This is a genomic window from Paractinoplanes rishiriensis, from assembly GCF_016862375.1.
In the GTDB taxonomy this organism is placed as follows: domain Bacteria; phylum Actinomycetota; class Actinomycetes; order Mycobacteriales; family Micromonosporaceae; genus Actinoplanes; species Actinoplanes rishiriensis.
This window is the reverse complement of sequence record NZ_BOMV01000101.1, coordinates 47,165-72,995: the sequence shown is the minus strand read 5'-3', so window position 1 is coordinate 72,995 and position 25,831 is coordinate 47,165. Positions and strand designations below refer to the sequence as shown.

The following is a 25,831-nucleotide window of genomic DNA, read 5'->3' as shown; positions in this document are numbered from 1 at the left end:
AACGTGCCGCGGCACCCGGATCTGCCGCCGATAGTGCTCACCGGCCGGAGTGGCGAGCCGTCACCCTGGGCGTTGTCGGTGCAGCCATCGGTTTGTCCTGTCACGCGCTCCCTCGGCGCCGCTGCGCCCAAACGGTAACATCGAGCTAGTTCGATTCGATGGAGGCGAGCGTGTCCTGGCGTACCCGGATTGTCTCGACGGTGGCCACGACGGCGCTGGCCGTTTCCGGGGGAGTCCTCGCGGTCCCGGCCGCCAGCGCTGCTGTCAGGCCGGGTAACCCGTTTGCCGGCGCGCGCGGCTACGTCGATCCGGATTGGTCGGCGGCGGCGCTCGCGACCGCCGCGCTGGGCGGCGACCTGCGCCCGGCGATGTCGACGGTGGCCCGCCAGCCCACTGCTGTCTGGCTGGACTCGATCGCGTCAATCAACGGTACGCCGGGCCGCCGTGGACTACGGGACCACCTCGACGGAGCGCTCGCTCAACAGGACCCCGGGGGCCAGCCCGTGGTGATCACGCTGGTGCTCTACAACCTGCCGAACCGCAGCTGCACGCGGGCACCCAGCGGGGAGCTCAAGACGTCGGCCGACTACCGCACCCAGTTCATCGATCCGATCGCGGCGATCCTGGCGGAGCCTGCGTACCGGTGGCTGCGGGTTGCCGTGGTGGTCGAGCCCGACGCGCTGGCGAATGCGCTCTTTTCCCATTTCGAGTGTGCGCAGGCCGCTGAGATCTATCAGGAAGCGATCCCGTACGCGCTGAGCCGCCTGCACGAGACGCCGAATGTCCACGCATACCTGGACGTCACCCAGTCGAACCAGCTGGGTTGGGAGGAGTCCCTGCAGGCGGCGGCAGCCGTGGTCCGCCAGGTCGCGGGCCGCACGCCCGCCGGGGTGGCAAGCATCGACGGCTTCGCCGTGAACGTCGCCGACTACGACCCGTTGGACGAGCCGTTCCTCGACATCGACATGATGCGCAACGGTGTGACGATCAGGCAGACCAAGTGGGTGGACTGGAACAATCACCTGGAGGAGTCCACCTTCGTCGACGCCATGCACGCAGCGCTGGTCGCCGCCGGCTTCCCGGAGCAGATCGGGGCTCTGCTGGACACGTCCCGCAACGGGTGGGGCGGCTCGGCTCGGCCCACTGCGGCCAGCACGTCCACCGACATCAACACGTTCGTCGAGCAGAGCCGGGTCGACCGGCGCCCGACCAGGCTCACCTGGTGCAACCAGAAAGGCGCGGGCTTGGGCGAACTGCCGCGCGCCACCCCGCAGACGCATGTGCACGCGTACGCCTGGGTCAAGCAGCCGGGTGTGTCCGACGGCAACGAAGCCGGCGACGTGCGCTGCGACCCCAACGGGGAGATACCGCCGACCCGCGGCTCGAACCGGCCGACCAACGCGATGGCCGGAGCGCCGCCGCGCGGCGAATGGTTCCCGGCCGCCTTCACCGAGCTGGTGCGGAGCGCGTATCCACCGGTCCTCTGATCAGCCGTGTGTTTCGCAATTGATGAGTCCTGAAGTTGCGGCGTGGCGGTGATCGATAACTGACGCGCTCGACGATCTGGCCGCGGGCGAAGCTCTCGCGCTGCTGGACCGGGCACCGGACCCCGACCGGGCCGCCCGGCTGCCGCGGCTGACAGTCGTCGCCGCACTGCGCCGGGCCGGCCGACGCGACCTCGAGGGCCGGGCCACCGCGATCCTGCACACGTTGAAGGCCGACCAGCTGCGTCAGCCGCGGCCGGTCCAGAACGCTTACGCGGTGATCGTGTCCAGCCAGGTTCAGCTGATCAACGAGGACGTTCGATGGGGCCTCGCGAGTCAAGGTGACGTGCCGCACGTAGAGGTCGTGCCGGTTTACCCACGGCGCCGGAGGGCATGCGGTGCTGCCGCCGTCGGTGCGGCGCGAGGCCGGGATCGGGGGAGCCGACCGACCGCTGAGCCCTCCGATCACCCCTTCGCCATCCACGGGAGACTCCCTATGACGACCGATATCGGCCGGGCGCCCCTCGGCGCCGGGCTCTCGTCCCCTACCGCTCGTCGGGAAGAGCGGGTACAGATTGGCGACGGTGTGATCGCCTACACCGTCGCCGGCGCCGGCGAACCGCTGTTACTGATCCACGGACTCGGCGGCACTCGCGGAACCTGGGACCACGTCATCGATGACCTCGCGGCCAGCCACACCGTCATCGCCCCGGACCTGCCCGGCCACGGAGATTCTGACGCGCCGGCCGGCGACTACTCACTCGGGGCACTCGCGGCATCGCTGCGCGACCTGCTCGTCGTGCTCGGCCACTCGTCGGCCACCATGGTCGGCCACAGTCTGGGCGGCGGGATCGTGCTGCAGTTCGCGTACCAGTTCCCGGAACGCACCGACCGGCTCGCGCTGCTCAGCAGCGGCGGACTCGGCACCCAGCTCACACCCGTGCTGCGCGCGGTGACCCTGCCCGGCGCGCAGACGGTCGTCGGCGCTCTGGCTTGGGTGCCGCAGCCGGTGACTCGACGGTTCTTGTCGGCGGTAGCGGCGGCGGTTCCCGGCCTGGTCGCACGGTCCGACGCCGGTCCGGTGTCCGTGGGCATGCGCCGGCTCCGGCATGAGGGTCAGCGCCGCACCCTCATCCGTACGGCACGTACCGTCATCAACTGGCGGGGACAGTCGGTCAGCGCCACACAGCACCTCCGGCAGCTCTCCGGGTTACCGGTCCTGCTCGTGTGGGGCAGTGACGACAAGACCATCCCGCCGCATCATCACCGAACCGCTGCCGCCTCCCTGTCGCATCCCCACCTGCTCGAGATCGACGGCGCAGGTCACTACCCGCACGAAACCCACCCGGACCGGGTCCTTGCCGCGCTGCACGAGTTCGTGGCGTCGACGGTGCCGTTCCGCTACACCGAAAGCCGGTGGCAGCAGCTGCTCGCCAAGCCGGCACTCCCGGACGTCGTAACGCATTCCCGCTACGACGAGCCGCCGGGCGGCGATGCATGTGCATCGCCGCCCGGGCTTGTGATTCTCTGAATCCGGCGAGTCATCCCGCTCGGTCGGACAGTGGTTACGCGTCGGATGAGTCGCGGCTGCCGGATTTCGCCAAGCCGCGACTGACCAGATATCCGATGGTCAGCAGGACGATGTAAAACCATGCGCGGTCGGCGCGGAAGTAGTCTCCGGCGGCACCGTTGTCGCCGTTGCCGTTGCCGTCGACCACGATGGAGGCGATGAGCACGCCGAGGACGATGACCACGTACGCGATGAATTCCGTGGTCTTGAACGCGGCCTTGGTCTCAGCGGAACGGCGGCGAGGCTGCACGTCGATCGCGGTGTCACGGTGTGAGGTACCGGTGGTGGCACTGGACATGTGAGTCTCCTGTACGGCGTCGTGCACGGCCCGCACCGCATCGTCCGCGGTGCGAGGTGGGGTAAATGGGGTGCCGCGGATTCTGGACGGCCCGAACGACATGTGGCTCTCAAGTACAGCCAAAGTCATGTACGCGAATACCCCGGGCACGACGGGGCAAACTTCATGATTCGCCGGCAAGACCCCGGCATGGGTAGTACGGCGTCGAATGCCGAGTTATTGGCGGGTAACGGGCTCCTCTCCACCGCGTGACAGTGCTGTGGGTTACTGCCCATACGTCGAAGCGGTTAGATGCCGCCCGGCCTGTGTCCGTTCGCGGTGGTTTCCCCGCCGGGCGCATAGGGTGAGATGGCGAATAACCCGCACCTGGAGGTCGTTGTGGATCTGCTGTTGTCGGCCCGGCCGGGCCGGGGGTGCACCGTGGTCGAGGTGCGCGGCGACCTCGACATGGCGACCACCCCACATCTGCGCGAAGAGTTGCAGCTGTTGGTCGATGCCGGTGATCGGCAGGTGGTAGTCGATATGGCCGGGGTGGGATTCATGGACTCCAGCGGGTTGGGCACGCTGGTGGTGATCTTCAAGGCGCTGCGCGAAGTCGGCGGCCGACTGTGCCTGGCAGCGGTGCAACCCGCCGTGCACAGCGTGCTGCGCATCACGTCGGTGGATCGGGTGGTCGCCGTCTATGACAGCGTGCAGGCAGCCGAAGCCGACGTGCCGTCTGTGGACGGTGCGAGCGGCGGGTAGATCAGTCGGGAAGCGCCGCGCTGGCACGCTGCGAGTCTGCGCCGGCGCTGGTTCGCCGGCTGCGCGGGTGTCCGCCGTACCAGTCCAGGATGAGCAGGGTCGCGTCGTCGGCCAGGGTCGGCCCGGCCACTTCGAGTACGGCGTCGGCCAACGCCCGAACAGCCTCGCGCGGGTGCAGATCGCCGAGCGACCGCAACATGGCCTCCAGATCAAAACTGGCGGCGTTGCGCTCCCGCATACCGTCGGTGACCACCACAAGGCGGTCGCCCGGTTGCAGCGTGATCTCCCCTTCGCGGTACTGGGCCTCGGTGAACATCCCTAACGGGAAGTTATCCGGTAGCCGCAGCAAAGACGTGTCCCCACTGCGCACCAAAAATGGCGGTATGTGCCCGGCGTTGAGCAATGCGCACACCCCGGTGCGCAGGTTGAGGCGGCCGAGTACCGCAGTGACGTAGTCGCCGCGCGCTCCGGCGTGTTCGGCCACCGTGGTGTTCGCCGCGTCGGCCTGCTCCAATAGGCCAGCCCCGCGGCGACGGGTATTACGCAAGCTGCCCACACCGAGGGTGGCCGTCAGTGAACTGGCCACCCCGTGGCCCATCGCGTCGGTGACGCTGAAGTGCAGCACGTCGCGGCCCAGGCTGTAGTCGAAGGTGTCCCCACCGACGCTTGCGGCCGGTTCCAGCCACCCGGACACGGTGAACGCGCTGGCTTCGCAGGTGAACGAGGCGGGTAGCAGGCGGCGCTGGATCTCCGCGGACAGGGTGAACGAGGTCGTGCGTTGCCCCCACTCGAACAGGTCGGTGTGCCGGCGGTTCGCGATCACCACGAACGCCAAGGCATGCGCCGTGCGAACGATCTCCTGCAGCACCTGCGCAGCCGGCTCCTCGGGCAACACCATTTCCAGCAGGCCGATCACCTCGCCGCGCTCGGTCACCGGTGCCAGCACCGTCCACCCATCGGGCCCGCCGATGACCCGCACCGACTGGGTTCGCAGCGTCTGCTCGGCCGGGCCGCCGTCGAACGGCAGCACGGTGGCGACCTCTTCACCGTCGTGGCGAGCCCCGCCCGCGTCGTGGAACGGCACATGCGCCAGCCGAACCAGCGCCCGGCCGCTCAGGTCAGCGATCAGGAACGACACGGTGCGCGCGCCGAGCGCCGCACCGAGCTCGCGGGTGACTGCCTCGACCGCATCCACCGGCGAGGCGTTCTCCGCCGCGTCCAACATCCCGGCCACGACCTGGCCTTGACTGATCTCCACCACCGGGAGTCTACGAGCGGGCCGGCAGTCACCGCCGAGCACGTAAAGAATGACGAAAGGCGACCAATGGAAAGGACCACTCCAGGCTGGCAACGGCCGCACGCCGCCGCCGCGGTCCGGAGCTGGTGGAGTTGATAGAGGCCGGCCGTTCATCGTGCCGCCTGCGTGCCTGGGACCCGACCTTGGCCCTGACTGCCGGCTCACGGCTGGTGAGCTCGCTTAGCCGAACGCCAAGCGAAAGAGATGCTCGCCGCGCTCCTCGAAGCCGACGTCGACAGCGAGGGTTTCGAGGCGTCACTGCTAATGCTGCGCACTGCCGTGCTCACCCACGCACGACACGAGGAACGGTACGAATTCCCCCAACTGCGAGCCAAGATCCCGGCGGAACGCCTCCGCACACTCGCCACCGTGGTGCGCGCCGCAGAGGCAGCCGCGCCGACGCGACCCCACCCCGGTGTCGAGTCGGCGACGGCGAACCTCGTCACCGGCCCGGCCCTGGCAGCCGCCGACCGCGCCCGCGACCTGGTGCGAGAAGCCGCCCGACGAGCCGCGTCCTGACACCCCGCAGAGGGCCGCCGACGCCGGCGGATACCTGGTTCTACTCATCGCCGAGGTGTGCGGTCAACTCCTCGTTCAACGCGGTCTTGAGAACGTTCTTGATGAACAACTTCAACGCAGGGGTGCCGGGGCGGGCAGGCGCTGTCGCTTCATTGCAAGTCTTCCCACTGGCCAGCCACGGTCGACACCTCGAAGCGAACCGACCAGGCCGGGCCGGCTTGTATCCGCCTTGAGACGCCTTACACCGGGTGGTTGGCGGCTCGTCGCGGCGGTGGTCAGCGGGCGGGCCCGCTTTCCCATTCAACAGAGACCGCGAACGGGTGGCGGAGCGCTCGCATCGCCTTAGCTGTGTGGTCGACCGCCGACCGTGTTCGGCTGGCCTTCTCGGCGCTTGGCAACGACGGTGCCAGGAACAACGTGGCGTGATCGTGGTTCGGTGTCATAAAGATCCTTTTTCGAATGGTCGGGTCGAGCGTTACGAGTGCCGGTCAGGGCAGCGCCAACCCCATGGTGGACCTGCTGCCCTCGGCCAGGATCGACCGGACTAGCGGACCAGGCAGGGGTGGCTACGAGCCGGCTGTGGTCATCTCCCGCGGCCGAGTCTGCAGCCGACGGCGCTCGGCAGCGGCCAAGTGTGGTCCGCGGACCCCGCCCGCCCAGAAGCCGAGCTCATCGTCATTGTACGCGCCGCCGGAGATTAGGCGCGTACCCGTAGAAATCAACGGCTTCGTCACACTCTCGGACGGGTGAGGCGGCGCACCGCTTGACCGAGGCGTCAGCGGCCGGAGCGCGCGTCTCGCAACGGCGCTCCCTCGTGCAGGTGATGTAGTACCTGGCAGTGGATGACCGGATATGATCCGGTTCGCTGGTTTTACGGCGTTGTTGAGAGATTCGTCACCGCATTATGACTATGAGGACGTCTGATCGACGTATTATGTGCTTTCAGCAGTATTGCCGCTTTGGGGTGGTTTCGTTGGTGAGTCGTCGGCAAGCGCCGAGAACGCCGCCGGGCTGCCTCACCCCCTCATGGTCTCCGTCGCGGACGGCTCCGTCGACCACGTGTCACCGCGCTCACTGATACCAGGCGGTTCCGGAAACGCCGGTACGTCGGTACGTCGACCTCATCCGGCGTCAGCGCCCTCTTCCTCCCGCTCAACGCCGTAAACGGCTCGCTGCACCTTGGCCGCGGCGTCGCATTTGTTCCGCGACGCCGCGTCAGGTGTCTTTGCGAAGGGTCTTGGAGGGCGTTGTGCCGTAGGCGTCGCGGTAGGCGGCGGCGAAGCGTCCAAGGTGAAGGAACCCCCAGCGGTGCGCGACCGCCGAGACGGTTTCCCGACTCGGGTCGGCTGTGCGCAGGTCGTCGTGGGCGCGGGCGAGTCGAACGCGCCGGGCGTATTCGGTCGGTGTCACGCCCACGTGCCGGCGGAAGCCGATTTGCAGGGCGCGTGCGCTGACTCCGACCATCCGGGCGATGGTGGTGATGGGCAGCGGCCGGTCCGGGTACGCCTCGATCAGGTCGATGGCTTGTTTGACCGGCCGCGGGTGTCTCGGCGTAGCGGGGGTGAGCGATTCCTGCCGGTGCGGGTGTTCGACGGCCAGGAGAAGGCCGGATACCAGGGCGTCGTGCAGCCGGGACCTGATGATGGGGTAGCGCGCGAGCGGAAACCCCGCCTCGGCATCGTGAAATATCAGCCGGGCCAAGCCTGCCCAGGTGTGCCCGGGGCCGGTCGCGGTGACCAGGCTGTCGGCCAGCTTGATCGGTCGCGCGACCGGATGGCCGAGGTGGGCGGTGAGGTGCTCCTCGAGCAGCGTCTTGTCGACCTTGACGCTGAAGGGATGGTTGTGCGGGCCGGTCCACGTCGTGGTGGTGGTGCCGGACGGTGGGTACACCGCAGCCAGGTGCGGTGTGATGCGGGCACGGACTGCACCGTGCTCGCTGCGTAGGCTGCCGTTGAGCGCCATGATGACGTGATAGCCGCCCCGCTCATCGGCCGAGGTGCTGACGTCTCCCTGGACGGCGCCGGTGCTGAAGGTCAGCCCGCCCAGGCGCACCGCCGTGAATTCCACCGGCAGCTCCCGGGCGCCCGGTGCTACCGTCCACCGCACTGGGAAGATCATGAGGTTGACCGAGTCGACCAGCTCCTCGAACCGGCCCATGCGGACACGGCGCAACTCCGCGTCGATCCCGCCTGGATCGTCAGGCGGAACGTGCGACGGATCATCTGACGTGGCAGCCGGCATACGGCCGGTATAACGCATCAGTCCGTTCCTGTCACGGTCCGCTCCGTCCCTCAACCGTGAGTCTCGGCCAGCGCTCGGGTTGCCGTCCATTCAGGCGGCGATGACGATGGACGCGGTGGTTAGTACCAGCGAACGGTGAGGAAGCGTCATGGCCACTGATCCGAGCGGCGCCGGACCGCACGCCGCACTGTGGCCAGCTCATCAACGCCAGGCCCGTACGCGCCGGCGTGTACCGCCCGTTCGGCGCTAACGAGCTGCTGTACTCGAGCAGCGACTACCACCTGCTCGCCGTCAAGATCAGCACAGTGGCGTTGGAAGGTATGGTGTCGACATTGCTGGATGCACCCGTCAGGGGTCACGTTCGATTCCATGCCGAGCTGGACGTGCGCCGAGGCCTCGGACTGGGCTGCGCCCGGCTTGTCCGCTTTCTCGCCTCCGAGATAGGCAATCCCACCGGCCTGGTATATCACCCGATCGTGGCCGCGCCGATCGTCGAGAGCATCCTGCTTTCCCTTCTTCACGCAGTCGGGCATCAATATCGCGATGCCCTGGGCCAGTCTTGCCGAGATCGCCGGTGTGAGTTTGCGCTGCCTACGACGCGAGTTCCACCGCCAGGTCGGTCTGCCACCAATGGCGTACCTACGTAAGGTCCGCCTGGCTCGGGCCCATGCGGAACTGACTCGGCATCGATTCCCGCAAGCTGTCGGTAACCGAGATGACGCGCCGGTGGGGTTTCGCTCGACCCGGCCGGTTCACGCGACGATACCTGGCCACATACGGCGCGAGTCCTGCCGAAACGTTCCGCACCGGTGGACGCCGTGCCGACTGACGTTATGTTGGGCAGGTTTCGGCTGCCGGTACCGCGCTCGGGGAGCCAACCGGGCTCTACGCTGGCACCGTGACTCCCCGGACGCAACGGCTTCGCCGCCTCGAAGCACTGACCGACGCCGCGTTGTCCCGGCTGGAGGTCTCCGACCTGCTCGACGAACTGCTGGACCGGGTACGTGACCTGCTCGACGCCGATACCGCAGCGATCCTGCTGCTCGACCCGCACGCCGGTCAATTGGTCGCCACCGCGGCGAAAGGCCTCGAGGGCGAAATTCGCGACGGCCTGCGGATCCCGGTTGGTGAAGGCTTCGCCGGCCGCGTCGCGCAGCGCCGTGAACCTGTCGTCATCGCGGAACTCACCGCAGCAGACGTGGTCAGCCCGATGCTGCTCGACAAGGGCATCCGTTCCCTGCTCGGCGTGCCCATCTTCGCCGCGGGTGACATGATCGGCGTGCTGCACGTCGGCACCTTCACTGCCCGGCAGTTCACCCCCGACGACATCCATCTGCTGGAGCTGGCTGCGGTCCGGGCCGGCGTGGCCGGGCAGATCCGGGCACACAAGATCGAGCAGGCCACCGCGGTCACCCTGCAACGCAGCCTGCTGCCCGCGCAGCTACCTGCAGTGCCCGGCCTGCAGATAGCTGCCCGCTATGTACCCGGTCACGAATTCGGCGTCGGCGGCGACTGGTACGACGTGTTCACCCTGCCCACTGGCTGGCTCGGCGTGGTGATCGGCGACGTCGCCGGCCACGGCCTGCGCTCCGCGGTCGTGATGGGCCGCATCCGCAGCGCCCTGCGCGCCTACGCCCTGACCACCGACGATCCCGCACAGGTTCTGACCCTGCTCGACCGCAAGGTCCACCACTTCGAAGCCGGAAGTATGACCACCGCCCTGTACGCGATGATCTCTGCCGACCGCACGACCGTGCGGCTGTCCTCCGCCGGGCACCTGCTTCCCGTTCTCGCCGTGCCCGGCCGGTCCACCACCCTGGCCGACATGCCCGTCGACGCACCCCTCGGAATCGGTCACCCGCACGGCACCCGCCACACGACCACGCTCGATCTGCCGCCGGCGGCACTGCTCCTCGGCTACACCGACGGGCTGGTCGAACGACGAGATCAGATCATCGACGTCGGCATCAAAACCCTCCTCGATACCGTCCGGCCCGATGACCCCGAGACCGTATGCATCACCGTCATGTCCCGCGCCGGCGTTGACCGCCCAACCGATGACGTCGCCGTCCTCGCCGTACGCCGCCACCCATAGAGCGACCGTGGAGTTGCTCCTCGTACCGCCCGCCAGCGCGTCGCGCGTCGACGCGGATCATCGTGCTTGGTGGCCGGCTATTGACCCGGAAGGGGACGCGGAGCTGGTGGCAGGCCGGCCGGTGAACCACAAGCCGGTTCTTACGCCGTGAAGCGTAGGTCGGCCCAGACCCGTTTCCCGATTTCGGTGTGGTGCCGGTAAATCCCCCAGCTGTCGGCTACTGCTTGTATCAAGTGCATGCCGCGCCCGTTGGGCTGATCAGCGCGGCGCGTCCGGACAGCGGGACCGCGTGGGTCGTAGTCAGCTGCCACGAGGCGCAGGTGTTCACCGGTGTTGGACAGTTGTGCCTCGCGCAGCCCTCCACCGTGCCGGACGGCGTTGCTGAGCAGCTCCGTGAACACCAGGTCCATGTCCTCGTACAGTTCACGCCGAGGTGGCCGAATGAGGATTTCCGGTAGCGTCCGCCTGGCCCAATTACGGCCTTCGGTACTGGTGGTGACATCCTGTGGGTGTCGTGGCCGCCAGGTGGCGGTGCGCTGATGGCCGATAACAGGCGCGGCCGGCGGGAGGACGACCGTCACGACACGGGAGGCGTCGAGCGCCTCGGCGGCCGAGCGGGCGACCTGTTCAGCGACTAGTACGTCGCTTTCTGAGAAGGCTTCGCGGGTGTCGAGCTCACGGAGCAAAGTCATGGCTCCCAGCAGCGCGCCGGTCGAGGTGTACAGCGGCGCCACGATGGAGCTTCCGATACCCAGTCCCTTGAATTGTGCCCGCTGCTGCGCGGTGTCAACGCTCCGCGAAATTTGACCCCCTGGGAGTCTCTGAAAATTGACCCCCTCGCGGTCGGTTAGTCGCGGCTGGCGCGGTTTTCCTTGGCGAGCAGTTCCCGGCGTTGGCGGGTGCGGTAGGAGTCGCCGGTGAGGGTGAGGACCTCGGCGTGGTGCACGAGCCGGTCGATCATGGCTGCGGCGACGACGTCGTCAGAGAAGGTTTCGCCCCAGCGTCCGAACGGCAGGTTCGAGGTCACCATGACGGAGCCCTGCTCATAGCGTGAGGCGATGAGCTGGAAGAACAGGTTCGCGGCGTCCTGGTCGAACGGGATGTAGCCCACTTCGTCGATGATGATCAGCCGGTAGCGGCGGATCTTCTTCAGCTCGGCCTCGAGCCGGTTGGCCTGGTGGGCGGCGGCGAGCCGGATAATCCAGTTGCTGGCGGTGTCGAACAGCACGGAGTAGCCGGCCTGGCAGGCTTTGACGCCCAGCCCGATGGCCAGGTGGGTCTTGCCGAGGCCGGGCGGGCCGAGCAGGATCACGTTCTCGGCCTTGGCGACGAACGTCGTGGTCGACAGGTGCGCCAGCTTGTCGCGGCGCAGCGACGGCAGATGATCGAGGTTAAAGTCTTCGAGGGTCTTCAGCTGCGGGAAGTGCGCGGTGCGGATCCGCATGGTGGTGCCCTTGGACTCGCGGTCGGCGACCTGGCGTTGCAGGACCGCGGCGAGGTAGTCCTCGTGAGACCAGTTCTCGTCGCGGGCCTGGGCGGCGAGTTCTTCCCAGACCCGGCCGATCGTCGGGGTCTTCAGCACTCGGGACAGGTAGGCCAGCATCGACGGCAGCCCGTCGTGGGACGCTGTCGTGGTGGGCCTGGATTTCGTGGTGGTCACTGGTTGCTCGCTTTCGTGCTGTCGTCCGGGTTGGGATGGGGGTTGGTGAAGTCGACGCCGAACAGGGCGTCGTAGTCGGGCAGCGCCCGTAATGCGACGGCGTGCCCGTCGGGGTGGTGGCGCAACGCTTGCTGACGGCTGCGGCGGTCAGCGGCCAGGGCGTGCCGCATCGACGCGGCCAGGTCTTTATGGGCCGGGTCGGTGATCACGCCGTGTTTGGCCCAGGACCGGGGATGACGGGCGGCGATCAGCCCGTCACCGAACACGACCACCTCGGTCAGGGAAGCGGTGACGTCGACGAACCGGCCGATCATCCGCGGGTTCACGGAGTAGTCGACGGTGTCCACCCGCACGTAGTAATCGCGACCGAGCCGGACCCGATGACTCAGCCCGGTCGGCGGATCGACCGGCGGCAGCGGCAGCATCGCCGACGAGTCGCTCTCCAGCAGATCAGTCGGCCGCCCGCCGATCGACCGGACCGTGCGGGTATTGGCCCGCTCGAGCCAGCCGGCCAGCTGGGCGTTGAAGTCCTCCGGCGAGTAGAAGATACGACCGGGCAGGAACGAGGTTTCCAAGAAGCCGTTCGCCCGTTCGACCATGCCCTTGTATTCCGGGTCCCGCGGCGGCGCCAGCTTGATCTGCGTGGCCAGGGTGCCGGCGAACGCCGCCGCCGGGGCGCTGACCCGGCCGGTCCCGCCGATCGCGGACTCCCGATCCCAGACCAGGATTTTCGGGACCCGCCCGAGCCGGCAGATCAGCTCCCACATGCCCGCCAAGATGTCCCCGGCCTGCCGCGACGGGATCATCACCGCGGACAGGAACCGGGAGAACCCGAGCGTCATCACCAGCACCGGCAACACCCGCTGCTGGCCATACCCGACCGGGATCCTCGTCTCCGGGAACCACAGATCACACTGCGCGATCTGCCCCGGCTCATAGACAGTCCGGTCGACCGGGTCGACACCGACATACTCCGGCCGGATGACCGCCAGCCGCTTACGCAACGGCGCTATCGAGTGCGGCCAACCAATCCGCTCCGCGATCACCGGCCCCGGCATCCGCGGCCACTCAACCAGCAACGCCCGGATCAGCGGCTCGTACGGATCAACGATCGACCCACGCGACACCCGCTTATAAGCCGGCGGCCGGTCGGAGGACAACGCAGCCCGAACCGTGTTCCGAGCCACCCCCAACCGCCGGGCGATCTCCTTGATGGGCACGCCCTCCGCACGATGCAGACGACGAATCTCTGCCCAGTCCTCCACGTTCAGCACCCTCCAAGATCAGAGGGGGTCAACTTTCAAAGATCACCCGGGGGTCACTCTTCCCGGAGCGGCGACACGCGGTGGCCGCCGTGGCGTGCAGCATTGCCGGCCCCACGTGCGGCAGATAACGGGTAACTCCGGTGGCTGTCACTCGTCCGGCGCCGTAGGCATCACCCGTGCGCACCGGTACCTCTGCAGCCCACTGCCGGACCACCGGTTCACGTTCAGCGTCCCGGTGTCGCAGCGTCACCATTTCCAACGGTTCGCCGTCGATCGGCCGCGTCAGACCCAGTTCGGCCAGCGACACAGCTGAACCCGCGCGGAAAGCTTCGACGACCGACGCGCGGACATGCACGGCGCACCAGTCCGCCCACGCGGGCACCAGACCGTCGCCCAGCACGTCAGCTGTGGCAAACCAGTCGGACGCACCCACCAGCCGTTTCTCGACGATCCAGCTCGGGGAGATGCCCCGGGGCTCCGGACCTGCGGTGTCAAAGGAGTTCACGTTACGCCTTCTCGGCCAAGCGGCCGGAGATACAGGGAGACGCCGGTCGCAGTTCGGCCTCCATGCTGACAGGCGTTGCCCAGCAGAAACCAGGGAGGTGTAGCAAGAACTAGCTCTGCAGCCCCGTGACCCCGGCGCCCACGACGAACCCGGAGCACTGCTGACCGCTGCGTGGCTTCGGTCGTGGAAACGGGACCCGGATAGGCGCCTCGCTTGGACCCAGGACTGAGCGTTTGGAGGCGATTGCGACGGACGCCTTTCCTCGCGTTCGGTGAGGACTTGGAACAGCAGTTCGGCGCCGCGTTTGTCGAGTTCCATGCAGCCCAGTTCGTCGATGCAGAGCAGGTCGACACGGCCGTAGCGGGCGATGGTCTTGGCTTGAAGTCGTCCAGCTTCGATGCCCGCGGCGGCATCGCCTTGCGCGGCTGAGGCCATGCCGATGCCAGAGCCGCGCGGACCGTGCGGCGGCTTACCTGGTATTGCTGGCCATCGCGCGCACCGACATCCCCGCGCGCGAGGCCCGGCGGATCGCCGCGAACAGGTCGACCTTCGACATCAATGGCATTGCAGGCTCCCGTCCAGACCCGCCGATACTCCCATCGCTCGAGGCGGGTCCGGAACTCGTGAATATCGAATCCACCCGATCGAGGTGGGACCCGAAATCGCGAACAAAACGCAAGTCAACATCCGCGCGCCGGGTGACGGTGTTCCTGGCGGCGGGGGCGCCGCCAGGAAGGCTGCTGCGCTGGTGAAGCCGGAGGGCTGCCTGAGTTCAGACAGCGAGGGTGCTCAGGTCGTGCTGTGCTGCCCAATGCTCGAGGGTTGTGGTGGTCAGGCCGTAGCGGGCGGCGTGGTGGGGGCGCGCGGGGTAGCCGACGCGGTTGGTCCAGGTGTCACCCCACGCCGTGGGTGCACCCATGCGCTGCTCCTGCTCCTGCCGGGAGAGGAAGACGGCCTCGACTTTGCGGCCGGCGGCCTTGGTGAGGGTGTCGGCGATTTCGGTGTACGTCAGCGCGTCGCCGGCCAGGTCGATCTCGGCTTCGTGGAACTTGCCGGGCTCGGCCACGGCGGCGGCAACAGCCGCTCCGAAGTCGTCCGCACAGATGAGCTGCAGTACGGACTGCGGGCTCGCAGAGGTGACCAGCTTGCCCTCAGGCAGCTCGGGGAACTGGGTGCCCTGCTTGGGCGGAATGAAGTTGTCCATGAAGAAGGCGGGCTTGATGATCGTCCAGTGGTCGAGGCCGGCCTGCCGGATCGCGTCCTCGGCGGCCTCCTTCTCGTCCCAGTACGCCTTCATCACCGGGTCGGTCACCTCGACGTCCGGGTGCTGGCTGCGCCATCCGGTCGCGGACACGGACGTGTGGATGATCTGAGTGACGCCGGCCCGCTTGGCGGCGGTGGCGATGTTGCGGGCTTTGCGCTGCTCGGCGCCGGGATCGGCCGGGTCGACGCCCGCGAGTTGCACGGAGAAGACCGCGTCGTGTCCGGCGCTGGCCGCCTCCAGGGATGCGGCGTCGTCCAGGTCACCGGTCGCGAGGGCGACGCCCTGGTCGGCGAGCGCCTGGGCGGCGGCCGACGAGGGATCCCGCACGAACGCGGTCACGGGGTGACCGGCGCGCAGCAGTGCCTGGACGGTGGCGCCGCCTTGCATTCCGGTTGCCCCGGTGACCAGCACTTTCGCCTTGTTCTCGGAAGTCACAGCACGCCCTGCCTTCGGTTGATCACATGGAAACGGTTGACGGGCGCGATGACCCGGCAACTAAAGACACTAGCGTATCGAGTCGTCACCGTATCTAGTTTGTGAGTTGCCTGACCGGAGGTCGGCCGAGGGCCGGCCGCGCCGAAATGGCGTGGACCGAGCAGTAAGCCAGAAAGGGCTTCAGCTGGTGGGGGTGCCGCCGACCAAGGGGAGCAGCACCTGGTCCACCAGACGAGCAATCCCCTCGACATCGAGAACGGCACCGAGCAGATCCTCCTGCAGGACCAGCACCCCAACCACTGCGGCGATCTCCAGCCGGCCCGGCGCCAACAGAAGCTCAACCCTCTCCGCAGAGAGCTCGCCGCGCTCCTGCGCGCGGCGCAGACAGGAGGCGATCCCCTCACGCTGCCCAGCGATGAACCGCTCACGCAGGATGTCGGTGATCTGAGGGTGAGAGGCGGTGGCAGCGGCCAGCACAGCCGAGAAGCGACGCCACCCGGGCTGCAGGCAGCCAGAACTGTCGGCCAGCGTCGCGACAAAGTCCTCGCGCAGTGTCCCGGCGGCCGTCACCTCGGCCCGCACAGCAGGGAGCAAAAGACTTTCCAAAGCGTCAGCGACCAGGTCCTCGCGCGAGGCCCAGCGACGGTAGACGGTGGCCTTGGCCACCCCCGCGCGCGCGGCCACCGCACCCATGGTCAGATCCGCGTACCCGCTCTCCACGATCAGGTCCAGGACCGCTTCGATGATGCGGGCATTCCGCGTCTCGTCACGTGCAGGCCCGAAAGCGCCACCGGGACGCTGACGTCCGGCGGGGCGGGTCGACCTGGTCATACGCGGGACGGTACTGCATCCACCGCCCCTGCCACCAAACCTCCCTGCCCCCACGGGAAGTCGGCGGGCGGGCATGGCGGCGCCTGCTCACACCACAGCATCGAGCGGGAAACCCTCTATGTGAGGGGTACCGACTCGACCATCACTCGACGCCAGATCAGAGTGGGTCCCAAACTCACGCCCAGTGAAATCCGCATGCCGATACCGGGACCCGAACTCCCGCCCAAACGGGTTCGCTACTCGCGCTCAGAACCAGCTGCGCATCGGCGGGGAAGGATTCAGGCGCTGTCGCCGCGGTGATTCGGCGGCGGGGCATAGCCAAGGACAGCGGCGGCATCACTCAGTTCCAGTAGTACGTCGAGGCACTGCCCCGCTGCGGTGATTCGGAGCTGTCGCCGCCCCTCGGCGTCGGCTTGGTCCAAGGCGTGCAGGGAACGCAGGCCGGCGATGTCACAGAACAGCAGGCCGGACATGTCCAGGTGCAGGCGCCGGTCCGGCCAGGCTGCGCGGATCTCGGACATCCGGCGGCGCAACGTCGGTGTGGTGGCGATGTCGAGCTCGCCAGTGACCGTGATCAGGACGGCGCCCGAAACCAGCACCGCCTCGGTGACGATCAGGCGCGGTTCGGCATCGGCGGCGGGCTCCTCCGCGTCCGGTTCCGTGCTCATCGTCGCAGCGCTCCGGCCTTCATGCCCGGGAGGGTGGGGCCAGGCTATGACTCAGCAGCAGGCGGGTGCCTGTCGGGCTGGTGGTGATGTCCACACTGGTGCAGGCCCGGCGGATGATCTGCAGCCCGGATGAGCCCGGCCACACGGGTGCCGGACCGGTGGCGCTGTCGGCGCCGGATGTTTCCGGCGCCGATATGCCGGGGCCGTGGTCGCTGATCTCGCACCACAGATGCCCGGCTCGCCGCCACAGCAGTAGCTGACCGTGCCCGCCGCCGTGCCGCACCGTGTTGACCACGGCCTCCTGCACCGCCAGCACGAACCGGTGCGCTTGATCGTTGCGTAGTCCCTGGCCAAGTGCGTGGGTGCGGATCTGGTCACGGACCGGACCCAGCATCGCCGGACCGAACCAGCCGGCCAGCAGCACGCCCTCCGTACCCGCCGGCGCGACGGCACCGCCCTCGGCCTCCTGAGCCGTGCCGGCCGGCCGTGGATCGCGCCAGCCTCGTGCGAAGACCTGCGTCAGGTTCAAGCCGTGGCTCTCCAGGGTGAGCAGTTCGGCGACTGCCGCGGTGAACGTTGTCGCAGCCAGCCGTTCGGCGCTGTTCAACGGTCCGGGCAGGGGCCGATACAGGTCCACGGCCCCGTCGTGGCGCATCCCGCCGGCATGCAGCGGCAACGCGAACACGGCCCGCGCTCCGGCGTCCAGCGCGGCCCGGGTAAACCACGGCCACCGCTGCCGCCACGACCCGGTCGCCAAGTCGGGTGCCCACACCGGCGCACGGGTTGCGGCCGCATCCCGGCACGGGCCCTCGCCCAGTGTGAGCTGCGCGGACTCCGGCCGGGAACTAATCTTGTCGCTGGAGAACCGCACCTCGGGAACGGTCCCGACCGGCCCGGCCGACAGGCCCAGCCCGTCGATGCCCCACATCAGCGACGTACCCGCGCGGCACAACGTGGTGACGTCCGGGCCGTAGGCGCTGACCAGGTCCCACACCCGATCCCGATGCTCGTTACCGCGCCCTGCGTCCTCGCTCGATGCAGCAATCCGAGAAGAATCGTGTCCACCAGTCATGACGTGGTGCCTCGCGTCCGAACTCGTAACCGCCGTGACGAGTTCAGACCCGGCATCACCAACGCCGGCATCCCACCGAGACAGGGAATCCTCCGCTCCGCCAGCGGATTGGCTTCACCCTACCCCCGGACGAATATCTACAACCGTACACAAACATGACAAGCCGTCCCCCCTCCACGTACGAGGGACACCGCCGTCACCTCATCACGCGCCTTTCCGATCTGGGGCCATCAGAGTCAGAATGGCCGGACCTTGGTCGGGATGTCAGGCGGCGCTCAGGGCGATGGCGATGCCGATGCAGTGGGCGGCGAACGCCGCGACGGTCAAAGCGTGGAAGACCTCGTGAAACCCGAACCAGCGCGGGTTCGGGTCGGGCCGTTTGAGGCCGTAGACAACAGCGCCGAGGGTGTAGAGAGCACCACCGAGGATGAGGAGGATGACGACCGGTGCGCCGCCGGCCCGCCAGAATGCGGGCAGGTAGATCACGGCGACCCATCCCAATGCGACATACACCGGCACGTACAGCCAGCGCGGGGCGCCGACCCACAGGACCCGGAAGGCGACGCCGGCCAGCGCGCCGCACCACACGATCCAGAGCAGGGTCCGGGACTGCCCGGGCGGCAGCGCGAGCACGCAGAACGGGGTGTAGGTGCCGGCGATGATCAGGAAGATGTTGGCGTGGTCCAGCCGCCGCAGCACGCCTTCCGCGCGCCCCGCCCAGCGGCCGCGGTGATACAGCGCGCTGTACCGAACAGCAGCGCTGCCGACAGCGTGAACAACGCTAAGGCCAGCCGGGTACGGACATCAGGGGACACTACTGTCAACAAACCTCCGGCGCCCGCGGCGAGCGGGAAGGCGCCGGCATGCAGCCATCCCCTCAGCCGCGGCTTGATCACCGCGCCGGGTGGTCCAGGCCTTTTCTCAACCCGGTCCGTCAGCCGGTTCGGCCCGGTATCCGGACGGTCGCTGGTCTCTGCGTGCCGAGATTCGTCCGCGTTCATGTCACCCCGCACCTGAGCAGGAGCGACGGCAGTAGCATCGTCGGTCGGCAGAAGTCTGTTTCGTACGTGGTCGGCGGCATTCACGGGACATGGCGGGGCTGGTGGGCTCGCTGCGGAACGTGGCGATGGCGGCCATGTCAGTGGCTCGTAACACCCATTCGGTCTCCGGTCTCGGCCGTCACCGTGAGCGGATCGGTAGACGCTGCTGTCGGAGCTCTCGGGCATGGTCCCGCCTCGGGTGGCGTGTGACATGCCGGGTCCTGGGCAACGGCCCCTCCACCGGAGCCCGTATCGATGACCCTACCCGGTGGGGGCCTGCAAGCCGGGCGACGCTTTCGGTTGCCGCAGCTGCAAGAGGTCGATGCGAGTAGGCTCATGGCAGGACCGGAATCATCTGGTGCTACTGCCCGGGACCCGGCGGTTTACTTCTTCCGCCGCAGAGGTGCAGCAATGCCCGTTCCGCTTTCCTGCCACTCCTCGACGGCGCCGTGCCGAAAAGCCGTGTCGTTACCTTGGCGAGGCCCAAGTCGTGGCTGACCGGGCCACCGCGATCAGGAACCTCATCGCGGCGCAGCCGGGCCGGTCCCACAGCATCGCCGACTACCTCCAGCGGGTGTGTCAGGCCGCCGCCCGGACGCTGGCCGCGTCCGGAACCGGCATCAGTGTGCTGACCGACGACGGGGTACGCGGAGTGTGCGCCGCCTCCGACGCGCGCAGCGAGCGGGTCGAGGAGCTCCAGTTCGTCTTCGGTGAGGGCCCCTGCATCGACGCCTTCGCCTCCCGTCGCCCAGTCCTGGTTCCCGACCTGACCGACGAACGGCCGGCCCGCTGGCCGATGTACCGTCCCGCCGCTCTCGCCGACGGCATAGGCGCGATATTCGCGTTCCCGCTCCAGATGGGCGCCGCCCGGTTGGGTGCTCTGGACGTTTTCCGCGACCACCCCGGGACACTGTCGAGCGACCAGCTCAACGATGCGATGACCTTCGCCGAGATCACCATGCAGACCCTGCTCGACCAGCACGAAGCCACCAGCGAGGCCGGCACCGACGGCGGTGTCGCCGACGCGGTCGGCCACCGGGCGCAACTGTTCCAGGCTCAAGGCATGGTGATGGTGCAGATCGGAGGGACAATCAGTGAAGCCTTGGCCAGGATGCGGGCCTACGCCTACGCCGAGAATCGCCGCCTGGACGAGGTCGCCCGCGACGTCGTCGCCCGGCGGCTGCAGTTCGACCGAGATCGCCCATGACCGTGCCACACACACGCCTTGATGCCGGGAGTCAGGTATGACCACCGTTTCCGCCGAACGGCTGGCGACGATCTTCGTTGAGGTCGCCGACACACTGGTCGACGACTTCGACCTGATCGAGTTCCTGCACATGCTCACCGACCGCACCGCCTCCCTGGTCGGCGCCGCCGCGGTCGGGCTGGTTCTGGCTGACAAGGACGGCCGCCTGGAGTTCATGGCGGGCTCCGACGAGAACGTCAAACTTCTCGAGCTGTTCCAGCTGCAAACCAATGAAGGGCCGTGTTTGGAGGCGTTCCGCACCGGGCAGCCGGTCATCAACGTGAACCTCGGCGAAGCCGCCACCCGGTGGCCCCGCTTCGCCCCCCACGCCACCGCCAGCGGATTCCAATCCGTGCACGCCTTCCCCATGCGGCTGCGCCACCAGAGCATCGGAGCGTTGAACGTCTTCGGCGACACCCTAGGCGGCGACTTCACCGCTCCGGACGTACCGATCGTCCAGGCCCTTGCCGACGTCGCCGCCATCGCGCTGCTGCAGGAACGCGCGATCCACCGCGGTGAAGTCCTGACCGAACAACTCCAGGGCGCCCTGAACAGCCGCATCGTGATCGAACAGGCCAAAGGCGCCGTCGCCCAAGCTCACGAGATCGACGTCGATGAGGCGTTCACCCGTATCCGCAACTACGCCCGGAACAACAATCGAAAGCTCACCGACGTAGTACACGCCATCATCACCGACCGGAGCACCCTCTACCGCCTCAGCTGAAACCGCGTTCGCACGACATCCGGTTGACCGAAGTCCGGGTGATTGGAACCGGCCGAATCAGAACGCAGCAGCAGCGGTGAGCCGTGCCGGCACTCGTCGGGGATTTGTGCGAGGGCTTGATCCAGGACGGTGATGTGGTTGCGGTGATGTTCGACCCGGCTCGGCCTTCCCGCAACATACCGGCGAGGGCTGATGGCCTGGCCTCCGTCAGCGAGCGTCACCGCCAGATCCAGGTTGTCCGCCGTGCCGCGACAGACCTCTGACCTTTGAACAGCGCGGATGCTGAGTTCGAGAATTTTAAACCTGCCACCGGGTCACTGTCCTTACCCCTTTCAGCAGAGGCTCCCAGACGTTCGATCGTGCGGGTTCGATGAGTAGGAAAGCCACGTCGATATCCCTGACACGAGAAGGTGCCGAATGTCTGACAATAACTACAGCCGTCGCCGGTTCCTGCTGGGTGCGGCAGGTATCGCGTCGACTCCGCTGGTTGCCGGGCTGGCGGGCTGCACCTCCGATGGGCCGGGGACAGCGGCCGAGCGCAGCGCCGCACCGGCCGGTGGTGGGGAGACCGCGACGACGGCGATCACCCTGGCCGCCCGTCGCCGGCTCGGCTCGCTGGAGGTGTCCAGCCTCGGGCTCGGTTGCCAGACCATGCCGGGCAACCTGTATGGGCCGGTCAGCAGCCGGGAGAACATGGTCCGGATCATCCGCACTGCCGTCGACCAGGGGGTCACCTTCTTTGACACGGCGGAGGTGTACGGGCCGCTGGAGTCGGAGCGCATCCTCGGTGAGGCGCTTCAACCGGTCCGCGACCGGGTGGTGATCGCGACGAAGTTCGGTATGAACGTGGACCCGCAGACCGGCGAGCGGGGTGAGGGCTTCAACAGCCGGCCCGATCACATCCCGCAGGCCGTCGACGCCATGCTTCAGCGGCTGCGCACCGACCACATCGACCTGCTCTACCAGCACCGTGTCGACCCCGCTGTGCCGATCGAAGATGTGGCGGGCGCGGTGAAGGAGCTGATCACGGCGGGCAAGGTCCGGCACTGGGGTCTGTCCGAGCCGGGCGTGCAGACGATCCGCCGGGCTCATGCGGTGCAGCCGCTGACGGCGATCCAGAACGAGTACAACCTGCTGAGGTGACGACGACCGCCACCGCCGAGGATCCATGCCGCGGGCTGCGGGCCGCAGCCGTGCCCAGGACCCCGCCGGGCCCGGTTCGCGTTGACCGAAGCCGAACCGGGCGTGACTACTCGCACGACGCCGGGCCGTGATCGGGCCGGGCGTCGAGAGTGAGGGTGTCGAGGTTGATGCCGAGAGTGCGCAGCAGCGAGGCGTTCCTCGTCGTGTCGATGAGCGCGGGTAGCTCCTTCTCGACCCAGTCCGCCCTGCCATGCAGGTGCCGTGCTCGAAGTGTCGCCACCACCAGGTTCTTTTTTACGCACGTTGCAACAGCCACGGTGCCTTCCCTTCGTGGACGGTGTCGTGAACGGTCAGGACTTGTCGGCCACGAGCACCTCGGTGGTCAAGAACAACGCGGCGATGGACGCGGCGTTCTGCAGCGCCGAGCGGGTCACCTTGGCGGGTTCGACGATGCCTGCCTCCATCATGTCGACGTACCGGCCGGTGGCGGCGTCGAGACCGTGACCCGCCGGAAGCTCGCTGACCTTGCCTGCGACGACGCCGCCTTCGAGGCCGGCGTTGGCGGCGATCTGGCGCAGTGGCGCGGTGAGCGCGACCCGCACGATGTTCGCACCGGTGGCCTCGTCGCCGGTCAGGTCGAGCTTGTCGAACGCGGTGTCCGCGGCGTTGGCCAGCGCCACCCCGCCCCCGGGCAGCAGGCCCTCCTCGATGGCTGCCTTGGCGTTGCGCACCGCGTCCTCGATGCGGTGTTTGCGCTCCTTGAGCTCGACCTCGGTGGCCGCGCCGATCTTGATCACGGCGACACCGCCGGCCAGTTTCGCCAGCCGCTCCTGCAGCTTCTCCCGATCGTACTCGGAGTCGGTGTCGGCGATCTCGGCACGGAGTTGAGCGACCCGGTTGGTGATCTCGTCGGCGTCGCCGCCGCCGTCCACGACGGTGGTTTCGTCCATGGTGACCACCACTCTGCGGGCCCGGCCCAGCACGTCCAGCCCGGCGTTGTCCAAGGCGATACCGACCGTTTCGCTGACCACCTGCCCGCCGGTGAGCACGGCGAGGTCGGCCAGCATGGCCCCGCGCCGGTCACCGAACCCGGGCGCCTTGACCGCCACCGACCTGAACGTGCCCCGGACATTGTTGACGACCATAGTCGCCAAGGCCTGACCCTCGACGTCCTCGGCGACGATCACCAGTGGCTTACCCGACCGCATGACCTTTTCCAGGATCGGCAGCACGTCGTCCAGGTTTGAGATCCGGTCATCGACGATCAGCAGATACGGGTCGTCGAGGACCGCCTCCAACCGCTCGACGTCGGTGATGAAGTAGGGGGAGATGCAGCCCTTGTCGAAGCGCATGCCCTCGGTGAGCTCGAGTTCGAGGCCGAAGGTGTTGCCCTCCTCGACGGCGATGACGCCTTCCTTGCCGACCTTGTCCATCGCCTCGGCAATCATCTCACCGATCGCCGGGTCGGCGGCGGAGATCGACGCGGTGGCCACGATCTGCTCTCGGGTCTCGACGTCGCGGGCCTGCCTGCCCAGTGCCTCGGTCACCGCGGCGACGGCCTGCTCGATGCCGCGTTTGAGGCCGATCGGGTTCGCCCCGGCGGCGACGTTGCGCAGCCCCTCGCGGACCAATGCCTGGGCCAGCACGGTCGCCGTCGTCGTTCCGTCGCCGGCTGTCTCGTCGGTCTTCTTCGCAACCTCTTTGACCAGTTCGGCGCCGAGCCTCTCGTACGGGTCGTCGAGCTCGATCTCCCGGGCGATGCTCACCCCGTCGTTGGTGATCGTGGGGGCGCCCCATTTCGTGCCCAGCACGACGTTGCGGCCCTTCGGGCCGAGTGTCACCTTCACCGTATCGGCGAGGACATTCATGCCCCGCTCCAAGCCGCGCCGGGCCTGTTCACCGAATGCGATCAACTTAGCCATCTGCGGAATCCTCACCATCGTCGTGCCCACGTGCAGCACCTGCTCGGGCCCGACCTGCGATGACCGCTGCCGCGGCCCCTCCCGGGGGTTCATCCCATTCGGTTGGCACTCACACCAGGCGAGTGCTAACCACAGTGCACCACCCATCTCGCAAAAGCGCAAGTCACGGGCCTGTCGGCACCAGGCCCAGCCGCCGCCGGAGGCATGCCAGACGAAGTTGATTGATGTGGTGATGTGAGACGTTGCTGATAGCGCATCCCGCGGTTGTCACGAGTTTCTGCGAAGAGGTGTAGGAACGGTGATGGGTGGAACTCTTAAGGCTCGTCGGGTGACCCCGGACCTCGGTCACGCATGCAGCCGTGACAGGAGGTCTCCCATGACCGGTCCGTGGCCGGACAGTTCCGCGCAGGCGCCGATTCCTGCAGGCCCCGGGAAGCGAGCATCGACCCGGTTGATCCCGGTCGTGGCATTGGTCGCAGGGCTACTCGCCGCGCCGAGTTCCGCCCACGCCCGCGGGCATGACCGTGACGGCTCGCTGGACCGCACCTTCGGCACCGGCGGCAAGGTCACCACCGACTTCCTCGGTGCGGGCGACACGGCCGATGCTCTGATCGTGCAGCCCGACGGCAAGCTGGTGGCGGCGGGGTCGTCCGGGTCGGACTTCGGGCTGGCCCGATACCACCGGAACGGTTCTCTGGACCGCACCTTCGGGGCCGGGGGCAAGGTGGCCACCGACCTCGGATTCGACGATGTCGCGCACGCACTGATCCGGCAGCCCGACGGAAAGCTGGTGGCCGCCGGATACACGGCGGCCTCCCCGGAGGAACTGCCCGACTTCGCCCTGGCTCGATACCATCGCGACGGCTCGTTGGATTTCAGCTTCGGTGTCGGCGGGTTGGTCCGGACCGATCTTGGCGGGGATGACATCGCCTACGCACTGATCCGGCAACCCGACGGGAGGCTGGTGGCCGCGGGGCAGTCCACGCGCGGCTCTGGTCCAGAACTGTCAACGATTTTCGCGCTCACCCGCTACCTTCCGGACGGCAGCCTGGACACCAGCTTCGGGACCGGCGGAGGCGTGTTCACGAGTCCCACCGGCGACGACCGCGCCCACGCGCTGGTCGTACAGACTGACGGGAAACTGGTCGCCGGCGGCGTCAGCGCCATTTCCTCGAACAGCAACTTCGCCCTGGCCAGATACCACCGCGACGGCTCGCTGGACACCCGCTTCGGCAACGACGGCATGGTCGTCACGGACTTCGGCGGCGGTGACAACGCCGCCGACGCGGCCTATGCGCTGGTCCTGCAGAACGGCAAGCTGGTGGCTGGCGGGTATGCCACCACCGCGACCAGCACCGGCGCCGATCTCGACTTCGCGTTGGCCCGTTACATGAGCGACGGCACGTTGGACACAAGCTTCGGCGTCGCCGGCCGGACCACCACCACGTTCCACCCTGGTGGCGTCAACATCAACCAGATCAATGCGCTGGCCGTGTCGAGGGGCAGGATCGTCGCGGCCGGCTCGGTCATCACCGGCCCGATCGACGGTCTCATATTCGACGTCGGTCTGACCCGTTACCGCCACGACGGCACGCTCGACACCCATTTCGGTACCGGCGGCCGGGTCACCACGGACTTCGCCGGTGATCGCGACCAAGCCAACGCGCTCACCGTCCAGCCCGACGGCAGACTCGTCGTCGCCGGCCATGCCCAGACAGGGGACACACCGGACTTCGCCCTCGCCCGTTACCGGAACGACTGACCGGTGGGGTGCCGACGGGCGCCCCCGCTGGAGTTGTCCCGCGGGC

At 67.9% G+C, this 25,831-nt stretch carries 26 protein-coding genes and 2 pseudogenes; 13 read left to right on the top strand and 15 right to left on the bottom strand.

What is annotated here, in order from left to right; translation table 11 throughout:
- The first annotated feature begins 170 nt into the window (after positions 1 to 170).
- Positions 171 to 1,487 carry a glycoside hydrolase family 6 protein gene (locus Ari01nite_RS43895; protein ID WP_203790010.1) on the top strand — a complete coding sequence of 439 codons (1,317 nt, stop codon included), beginning with the start codon at positions 171 to 173 and terminating at the stop codon, positions 1,485 to 1,487.
- A 223-nt stretch (positions 1,488 to 1,710) separates the two neighbouring features.
- Complete coding sequence (locus Ari01nite_RS43890; RefSeq protein WP_203790008.1) at positions 1,711 to 3,015, top strand: alpha/beta fold hydrolase; 1,305 nt, start codon at positions 1,711 to 1,713, stop codon at positions 3,013 to 3,015.
- A 34-nt stretch (positions 3,016 to 3,049) separates the two neighbouring features.
- Here the strand turns inward: Ari01nite_RS43890 and Ari01nite_RS43885 are convergent, their stop codons facing one another.
- A complete protein-coding gene (locus tag Ari01nite_RS43885) occupies positions 3,050 to 3,352 on the bottom strand; it encodes a hypothetical protein (RefSeq protein WP_203790006.1) in 303 nt (100 codons plus the stop codon).
- Between the two features lie 378 nt (positions 3,353 to 3,730).
- Between Ari01nite_RS43885 and Ari01nite_RS43880 the strand changes: the two genes are divergently transcribed.
- Positions 3,731 to 4,096 (top strand): STAS domain-containing protein, encoded by a 366-nt coding sequence (locus tag Ari01nite_RS43880; RefSeq protein ID WP_239163529.1) that lies wholly within the window; start codon positions 3,731 to 3,733, stop codon positions 4,094 to 4,096.
- A gap of 1 nt (position 4,097) precedes the next feature.
- Here the strand turns inward: Ari01nite_RS43880 and Ari01nite_RS43875 are convergent, their stop codons facing one another.
- On the bottom strand, positions 4,098 to 5,354 hold the full coding sequence (locus Ari01nite_RS43875; protein ID WP_239163528.1) for a PP2C family protein-serine/threonine phosphatase: 1,257 nt from the start codon (positions 5,352 to 5,354) through the stop codon (positions 4,098 to 4,100).
- A 243-nt stretch (positions 5,355 to 5,597) separates the two neighbouring features.
- On the opposite strand from Ari01nite_RS43875, the gene Ari01nite_RS43870 reads away from it, so the two are divergent.
- Positions 5,598 to 5,912, top strand: a complete 315-nt coding sequence (locus tag Ari01nite_RS43870; RefSeq protein WP_203790002.1) for a hemerythrin domain-containing protein — start codon at positions 5,598 to 5,600, stop codon at positions 5,910 to 5,912.
- A gap of 1,215 nt (positions 5,913 to 7,127) precedes the next feature.
- On the opposite strand, the gene Ari01nite_RS43865 is transcribed toward Ari01nite_RS43870, so the two are convergent.
- Entirely contained in the window at positions 7,128 to 8,171 is a 1,044-nt protein-coding gene (locus tag Ari01nite_RS43865) for a helix-turn-helix transcriptional regulator (protein ID WP_203790000.1), read from the bottom strand.
- Positions 8,172 to 8,308: 137 nt separating this feature from the next.
- On the opposite strand from Ari01nite_RS43865, the gene Ari01nite_RS51555 reads away from it, so the two are divergent.
- The 3 genes from Ari01nite_RS51555 to Ari01nite_RS43850 are packed head-to-tail and all read left to right on the top strand — an operon-like array spanning position 8,309 to position 10,248.
- Positions 8,309 to 8,800, top strand: coding sequence for an AraC-like ligand-binding domain-containing protein (locus tag Ari01nite_RS51555; protein ID WP_369076786.1), 492 nt, complete (start codon positions 8,309 to 8,311; stop codon positions 8,798 to 8,800).
- Positions 8,697 to 9,161, top strand: a complete 465-nt coding sequence (locus Ari01nite_RS51550; RefSeq protein WP_203789996.1) for a helix-turn-helix domain-containing protein — start codon at positions 8,697 to 8,699, stop codon at positions 9,159 to 9,161. Before Ari01nite_RS51555 ends, Ari01nite_RS51550 begins: the two co-directional genes overlap by 104 nt.
- A complete protein-coding gene (locus tag Ari01nite_RS43850) occupies positions 9,052 to 10,248 on the top strand; it encodes a PP2C family protein-serine/threonine phosphatase (protein WP_203789994.1) in 1,197 nt (398 codons plus the stop codon). Before Ari01nite_RS51550 ends, Ari01nite_RS43850 begins: the two co-directional genes overlap by 110 nt.
- Positions 10,249 to 10,388: 140 nt before the next feature.
- Here Ari01nite_RS43850 and Ari01nite_RS43845 read toward each other — a convergent pair.
- From Ari01nite_RS43845 to Ari01nite_RS51755, 4 genes and pseudogenes are all read right to left on the bottom strand, one after another.
- Positions 10,389 to 11,078 (bottom strand): annotated as a pseudogene (locus tag Ari01nite_RS43845) (ATP-binding protein); the annotation flags it as partial.
- Between the two features lie 17 nt (positions 11,079 to 11,095).
- Complete coding sequence (gene istB, locus Ari01nite_RS43840; RefSeq protein ID WP_275410933.1) at positions 11,096 to 11,908, bottom strand: IS21-like element helper ATPase IstB; 813 nt, start codon at positions 11,906 to 11,908, stop codon at positions 11,096 to 11,098.
- On the bottom strand, positions 11,905 to 13,182 hold the full coding sequence (gene istA, locus Ari01nite_RS43835; protein WP_203789992.1) for an IS21 family transposase: 1,278 nt from the start codon (positions 13,180 to 13,182) through the stop codon (positions 11,905 to 11,907). The genes istB and istA overlap by 4 nt, the downstream gene beginning before the upstream one ends.
- Positions 13,183 to 13,201: 19 nt before the next feature.
- Positions 13,202 to 14,014 (bottom strand): hypothetical protein, encoded by an 813-nt coding sequence (locus tag Ari01nite_RS51755; protein WP_438872291.1) that lies wholly within the window; start codon positions 14,012 to 14,014, stop codon positions 13,202 to 13,204.
- Between Ari01nite_RS51755 and Ari01nite_RS51750 the strand changes: the two genes are divergently transcribed.
- Together Ari01nite_RS51750 and Ari01nite_RS43820 are read left to right on the top strand one after the other, a co-directional pair.
- A complete protein-coding gene (locus Ari01nite_RS51750) occupies positions 13,958 to 14,107 on the top strand; it encodes a hypothetical protein (protein ID WP_438872293.1) in 150 nt (49 codons plus the stop codon). The genes Ari01nite_RS51755 and Ari01nite_RS51750 overlap by 57 nt on opposite strands.
- 50 nt (positions 14,108 to 14,157) lie before the next feature.
- Positions 14,158 to 14,430 (top strand): hypothetical protein, encoded by a 273-nt coding sequence (locus Ari01nite_RS43820; protein WP_203789990.1) that lies wholly within the window; start codon positions 14,158 to 14,160, stop codon positions 14,428 to 14,430.
- Between the two features lie 20 nt (positions 14,431 to 14,450).
- Here the strand turns inward: Ari01nite_RS43820 and Ari01nite_RS43815 are convergent, their stop codons facing one another.
- From Ari01nite_RS43815 to trhA, 5 genes are all read right to left on the bottom strand, one after another.
- A complete protein-coding gene (locus tag Ari01nite_RS43815; protein WP_203789988.1) occupies positions 14,451 to 15,377 on the bottom strand; it encodes an NmrA family NAD(P)-binding protein in 927 nt (308 codons plus the stop codon).
- A 180-nt stretch (positions 15,378 to 15,557) separates the two neighbouring features.
- Positions 15,558 to 16,208 (bottom strand): TetR-like C-terminal domain-containing protein, encoded by a 651-nt coding sequence (locus Ari01nite_RS43810; RefSeq protein ID WP_203789986.1) that lies wholly within the window; start codon positions 16,206 to 16,208, stop codon positions 15,558 to 15,560.
- A 278-nt stretch (positions 16,209 to 16,486) separates the two neighbouring features.
- Positions 16,487 to 16,876 (bottom strand): STAS domain-containing protein, encoded by a 390-nt coding sequence (locus Ari01nite_RS43805; RefSeq protein ID WP_203789984.1) that lies wholly within the window; start codon positions 16,874 to 16,876, stop codon positions 16,487 to 16,489.
- Positions 16,877 to 16,895: 19 nt separating this feature from the next.
- On the bottom strand, positions 16,896 to 17,870 hold the full coding sequence (locus tag Ari01nite_RS50495) for an ATP-binding protein (protein WP_239163527.1): 975 nt from the start codon (positions 17,868 to 17,870) through the stop codon (positions 16,896 to 16,898).
- A 342-nt stretch (positions 17,871 to 18,212) separates the two neighbouring features.
- Positions 18,213 to 18,647: a PAQR family membrane homeostasis protein TrhA gene (gene trhA, locus Ari01nite_RS43795; RefSeq protein WP_239163526.1), complete on the bottom strand. Its 435-nt coding sequence runs from the start codon at positions 18,645 to 18,647 to the stop codon at positions 18,213 to 18,215.
- 831 nt (positions 18,648 to 19,478) lie between these two features.
- Between trhA and Ari01nite_RS43790 the strand changes: the two genes are divergently transcribed.
- Both Ari01nite_RS43790 and Ari01nite_RS43785 read left to right on the top strand, forming a co-directional pair.
- Positions 19,479 to 20,195 carry a GAF and ANTAR domain-containing protein gene (locus tag Ari01nite_RS43790; protein ID WP_239163525.1) on the top strand — a complete coding sequence of 239 codons (717 nt, stop codon included), beginning with the start codon at positions 19,479 to 19,481 and terminating at the stop codon, positions 20,193 to 20,195.
- Positions 20,196 to 20,232: 37 nt separating this feature from the next.
- Entirely contained in the window at positions 20,233 to 20,958 is a 726-nt protein-coding gene (locus Ari01nite_RS43785; RefSeq protein WP_203789980.1) for a GAF and ANTAR domain-containing protein, read from the top strand.
- Between the two features lie 38 nt (positions 20,959 to 20,996).
- On the opposite strand, the pseudogene Ari01nite_RS43780 reads toward Ari01nite_RS43785, so the two are convergent.
- A pseudogene (locus Ari01nite_RS43780) lies at positions 20,997 to 21,148 on the bottom strand (IS1380 family transposase); the annotation flags it as partial.
- A gap of 227 nt (positions 21,149 to 21,375) precedes the next feature.
- Between Ari01nite_RS43780 and Ari01nite_RS43775 the strand changes: the two are divergent.
- A complete protein-coding gene (locus tag Ari01nite_RS43775) occupies positions 21,376 to 22,101 on the top strand; it encodes an aldo/keto reductase (RefSeq protein WP_203789978.1) in 726 nt (241 codons plus the stop codon).
- A gap of 106 nt (positions 22,102 to 22,207) precedes the next feature.
- Here the strand turns inward: Ari01nite_RS43775 and Ari01nite_RS43770 are convergent, their stop codons facing one another.
- Together Ari01nite_RS43770 and groL are read right to left on the bottom strand one after the other, a co-directional pair.
- A complete protein-coding gene (locus Ari01nite_RS43770) occupies positions 22,208 to 22,381 on the bottom strand; it encodes a hypothetical protein (protein ID WP_203789976.1) in 174 nt (57 codons plus the stop codon).
- 70 nt (positions 22,382 to 22,451) lie between these two features.
- Complete coding sequence (gene groL, locus Ari01nite_RS43765; RefSeq protein WP_203789974.1) at positions 22,452 to 24,023, bottom strand: chaperonin GroEL; 1,572 nt, start codon at positions 24,021 to 24,023, stop codon at positions 22,452 to 22,454.
- A gap of 463 nt (positions 24,024 to 24,486) precedes the next feature.
- Here groL and Ari01nite_RS43760 point away from each other — a divergent pair, with 463 nt between their 5' ends.
- Positions 24,487 to 25,785: a delta-60 repeat domain-containing protein gene (locus Ari01nite_RS43760; protein ID WP_203789972.1), complete on the top strand. Its 1,299-nt coding sequence runs from the start codon at positions 24,487 to 24,489 to the stop codon at positions 25,783 to 25,785.
- The last annotated feature ends 46 nt before the right edge of the window (positions 25,786 to 25,831 follow it).